We start from the raw sequence: 4,500 nt of genomic DNA, 5'->3' as shown, positions 1-4,500 counted from the left end.
CCTTATTTAACTTCTTTTCTGATGCTTCTAAAGCTGCTTTATATTTTTCCATTATGGCATTATGTATTGTGATTTCAGATGTTTTTTATTCCTTTTATCATTTTATAGAACCGATTGAAATGTTCAATTACATTAATATTTTCTTTCAATTAGCCACTTATTATTGCATGGTTTCTTATTTCTTAGTTCGAATTGAAAAACCATCAAAATTTAACCGTTAATTAGGTAAATTATCTTCTTAAATTCTCTATATTTGCTCGCAATTTAACTACAAATTGCAATCATGAAAGCACATACAACTAAAATCATTGGTGAAGGTTTAACTTACGATGATGTTCTGCTGATTCCTAACTATTCAGAAGTATTACCCCGCGAAGTAAATATTCAGTCTAAATTTTCAAGAAATATTACATTAAATGTTCCGATTGCATCTGCGGCAATGGATACTGTAACCGAGAGTTCCATGGCTATAGCAATGGCTCAAGAAGGTGGAATAGGTGTTTTACACAAAAACATGACTATTGAACAACAAGCTGCAAAAGTTCGTAAAGTAAAACGTGCAGAATCCGGTATGATTATCGATCCGGTAACGTTGCCTTTAACTGCTACTGTTGGTGATGCCAAACAAGCCATGCGAGAATTCAGTATAGGTGGAATTCCGGTTGTAGATGAAAATGGTATTTTAAAAGGGATTGTGACGAACAGAGATTTACGATTTGAAAAGCAAAATCCGCGTTCAATTTTGGAAGTAATGACCACCCAAAATTTAGTAACAGCAGCCGAAGGAACAACATTGCAGGAAGCAGAAGGTATTTTGCAACAAAACAAAATTGAAAAACTTCCGGTGGTGGATAAGGATTATAAATTAGTAGGTTTAATTACTTTTAGAGATATAACTAAACTGACTCAAAAGCCGATTGCCAATAAAGATCGTTTTGGACGACTTCGGGTTGCCGCTGCAATTGGCGTAACTGCCGATGCTTTGGAAAGAGCAACAGCTTTGGTAAATGCCGGTGTTGATGCTGTAATTATTGATACCGCACATGGACATACACAGGGAGTTGTAACTGTTTTAAAACAAGTAAAAGCTAAGTTTCCAAATTTAGATGTAGTGGTTGGAAATATTGCAACACCTGAAGCGGCATTGTATTTAGTGGAAAATGGAGCAGATGCCGTAAAAGTTGGTATCGGACCCGGATCAATTTGTACAACACGTGTTATTGCCGGAGTTGGTTTTCCTCAATTCTCAGCTGTATTGGAAGTCGCTGCAGCAATTAAAGGCAGTGGAGTACCGGTTATTGCTGATGGTGGAATTCGTTACACGGGTGATATTCCAAAAGCAATTGCTGCCGGGGCTGATTGTGTGATGTTAGGTTCGCTTTTAGCGGGAACAAAAGAATCTCCGGGTGAAACCATTATTTTTGAGGGACGTAAGTTTAAATCGTATCGAGGAATGGGTTCTGTTGAAGCGATGCAAGAAGGTTCAAAAGATCGTTATTTTCAAGATGTGGAAGATGATGTGAAAAAATTAGTTCCGGAAGGTATTGTTGGACGAGTACCTTATAAAGGTGAGTTAAACGAAAGTATGCAACAATTCATAGGTGGATTACGTGCCGGAATGGGTTATTGTGGTGCAAAAGATGTTCCTACTTTGCAGGAAACAGGAAGATTTGTCCGTATTACAGCCAGTGGAATAGGGGAAAGCCATCCACATAATGTAACGATTACAAAAGAAGCTCCTAATTATTCAAGATAAATTCTGTTTTTTTAAACAAATAAAACCATTAAGGTATTAAGTTTGATTAAGATTTCTAAGCTTAATGGAACTTGATACCTTTGTTTTCAAAAGACTAAAGTGAAAAGTCGAAAAAGGATTACCTTCGGTGAGCCTGAGGTAGGAAACCTTACCCAAAACAAAAACTCCCAATACTTAAAAAAGCAAATTTCTGTTATTTATTTGTGGCAAGGTTTCTTTTTTCAAAAGACTAGAGTGCTAAGTTTAAACAGGATTACCTTCGGTGATCCTGAAAGGGGAAACCTTACCCAAAACAAAAACTCTCAATACTTACAAAAGCTCGCTTTTGTAAGTATTGAGAGTTTTTGTTTTGTGGGGAGAGCAGGATTCGAACCTGCGAAGATGTAATCAGCGGATTTACAGTCCGCCCTCGTTGGCCGCTTGAGTATCTCCCCGCTGCTTACGCGATTGCAAATATAAAATTGTTTTTACATTGTGCAAACCTTTTTCAAGGTTAATTTCGATAAATTTATAAGCGTTTGGATATGAGTAAAATAAAAAAATCCCCTGAGTTGGGGATTTTAAATTTTATGAAATGAGATGTATTAAGAACCTAATAATTCTTGAACTTTCGCTTTTAATTCTTCACCTCTTAAATCTTTTGCTACAATTTTACCGGTAGAATCTAATAAATAGGTAGCCGGAATAGATTGTACATTATATTTTTTAGCAATTGGGTCATTCCAATATTGTAAGTTAGAAACTTGTGTCCAAGTTAATTTATCGGCAGCAATGGCTTCTTTCCATTTTTGAGCATCTCCCTCTTTGTCTAGGGAAACGCCAATTATATTTAATCCTTTATCATGAAATTCAGCATATAGAGCTACTACATTAGGATTTTCTTTTCTACAAGGTGCACACCATGATGCCCAAAAATCAATAATAGTCACTTTTCCTAACGATTCTTTTAATGAAACCATTTTTCCTTCCGGATTTGGAGCAGAAAATTCAGGAGCTGCTTTACCAACTTCGGCGGCATTATGGTTAGCAATCATTTCGCCAATTTTTTTACCCGGTTTAGTTTCCTGAACTGATTTATCTAGATTGGTATAGATTTTTTTTATTTTTTCAATGTCGGCATTTGGTTGATAGAACATGTTTTCTAACATCAAAACACTGATAAATGCTTTTGGATTTTTTTCGGCAAAGTTACTGTTATAGAGATTTAATTCTTCTTGAAGTTTTGTAAATCCGTTTTTTAAAGTATTCACGGTAACGGTATCATTGCTTTGAATGGCCGTTTGCATTTTTTCCATGTTGTCTTTTCTGAATGCAGCAATTTTCTTTTGAATTGCTCCTTGCTCCTTGTTGTATTTAGAAAATTGGTCGTTGTTAAATGTTCCACCAATTTCTGTTTTATTGACACTGTCTTTGTAAATTTTCATGTTGATTTCACCGTTTTCTAAGATGAAAACAGCTTTACCTTGAACGGTTTCTACTTGAACAAAACGCAATTCCGGTTCGGTAGTTGTACCTTTGAATTCGAATTTTCCATCTTTAATTATGGCAGAATCAGTAGCTTTTAAACCCATTCCGGTTTCATCTTGTGTTTCAAGAATGGCTAATTTTCCGTTTTCAATTCCGTCTACGGTTCCTTTGATTACGAATTCGTTTTCTCCTAAATTATTACAACTTATAAATGCAGCTGCAGCAAAAAGTAATACAACTATTTTTTTCATGATTATGTTTAAATTATTTTGAGTGCAAAAGTATTTAAAAAAAGGGATTTATGCGATATGTATTAACTTATTTTTGGGTTACTTTCCAATACAGAAAGTGCGAAGTCTAATATTAAAGGGTTTAAAGGTGTAGAGGTACAAATGAGGTACAAGAAAAAAATTAACATGCAAATTTCTGTTACTAAGATAAAAATAAAATTGACATCATTTGTTACCTCTCCAATAATTTTTTTATAGATTTTTTTTTATCAGATATTTATTTCAAATTAATATTTCATATCCATTTACAACTATTATTAGAAATTGGAGCTTTGATTAGAGAAGGTGAGGGGAGAAGTGTAAAGTATCATTTGAATTGGACACTATCCTAAATAATGTGTCATTTTTCTTCATTCCATTCGTTATAAGCGATTTTCAAATTTAAAAAGGCAAGCTGTAAAGTTTGCCTTTTGGTTTTAAATTTTATTTTAGGATTGATTTACAAATGATTAAATTATGGGTTTTGGTTCACCACTAATTATGGAACATTACCGTTTATTTCTTCTCACATAAACAGTTATACCACTTAATCCACTTGCGTTGAAGTTTTATTAATTCCTTGTCTGTTGCATACATGTCAGCACTCCCAAAATCTTCACCAGTTATTTGCTTTAGTAAATAATTAGCTTTACCAGAAACTCTAAAAAGGTCATCATCAATTACTTTTCCTGGTTCTAAAAGCATATCACCGTTCTCGACTCTGTAATTGATTACTAAATTAACAGAACCTTCTAAGCCTACTTCTTTTGTATTCGTAATCCTTTTAATTAACTCTTGAATGCCTGTTTTATAGTTAAAAACTACCCAATTTTCTACAGCACCCAAAGAAGTATATTTCATATCATTTTCAAATATTTCAAAGACATACTCTTGAGGTTTATCTTTTATCATTATGCTTAAAGAATCTGAGTACTTAAAAAATATATACTTATTTTTTTTAATATTTTCACTAAGTGATTTTGGTAAATATTCTTCATCTGGTAGTTC

At 33.7% G+C, this 4,500-nt stretch carries 4 protein-coding genes and 1 tRNA gene; 2 read left to right on the top strand and 3 right to left on the bottom strand.

Annotated features, from left to right (window positions below):
• Together C0512_RS14675 and guaB are read left to right on the top strand one after the other, a co-directional pair.
• Positions 1–221: hypothetical protein (locus tag C0512_RS14675; RefSeq protein WP_290862891.1), on the top strand; the 221-nt coding region annotated here is incomplete at its 5' end.
• A 62-nt stretch (positions 222–283) separates the two neighbouring features.
• On the top strand, positions 284–1,756 hold the full coding sequence (guaB, locus tag C0512_RS14670) for an IMP dehydrogenase (RefSeq protein WP_290862889.1): 1,473 nt from the start codon (positions 284–286) through the stop codon (positions 1,754–1,756).
• A 352-nt stretch (positions 1,757–2,108) separates the two neighbouring features.
• Here guaB and C0512_RS14665 read toward each other — a convergent pair.
• The 3 genes from C0512_RS14665 to C0512_RS14655 form a co-directional block, all read right to left on the bottom strand.
• Positions 2,109–2,190, bottom strand: a tRNA-Tyr gene (locus tag C0512_RS14665).
• A 150-nt stretch (positions 2,191–2,340) separates the two neighbouring features.
• Entirely contained in the window at positions 2,341–3,474 is a 1,134-nt protein-coding gene (locus C0512_RS14660) for a TlpA disulfide reductase family protein (protein WP_290862887.1), read from the bottom strand.
• A 534-nt stretch (positions 3,475–4,008) separates the two neighbouring features.
• The coding region (locus tag C0512_RS14655) for a hypothetical protein (protein WP_290862885.1) at positions 4,009–4,500 on the bottom strand (492 nt) is incomplete at its 5' end.

It is taken from the genome of Flavobacterium sp., from assembly GCF_013822155.1.
GTDB lineage: Bacteria > Bacteroidota > Bacteroidia > Flavobacteriales > Flavobacteriaceae > Flavobacterium.
This window is presented reverse-complemented; position numbering and strand designations above follow the sequence as displayed.

Bases quoted from the DNA above. Each gene is read 5' to 3' on its own strand.
- guaB (WP_290862889.1), top strand. From the start codon at position 284: ATGAAAGCACATACAACTAAAATCATTGGTGAAGGTTTAACTTACGAT.
- C0512_RS14660 (WP_290862887.1), bottom strand. From the start codon at position 3,474: ATGAAAAAAATAGTTGTATTACTTTTTGCTGCAGCTGCATTTATAAGT.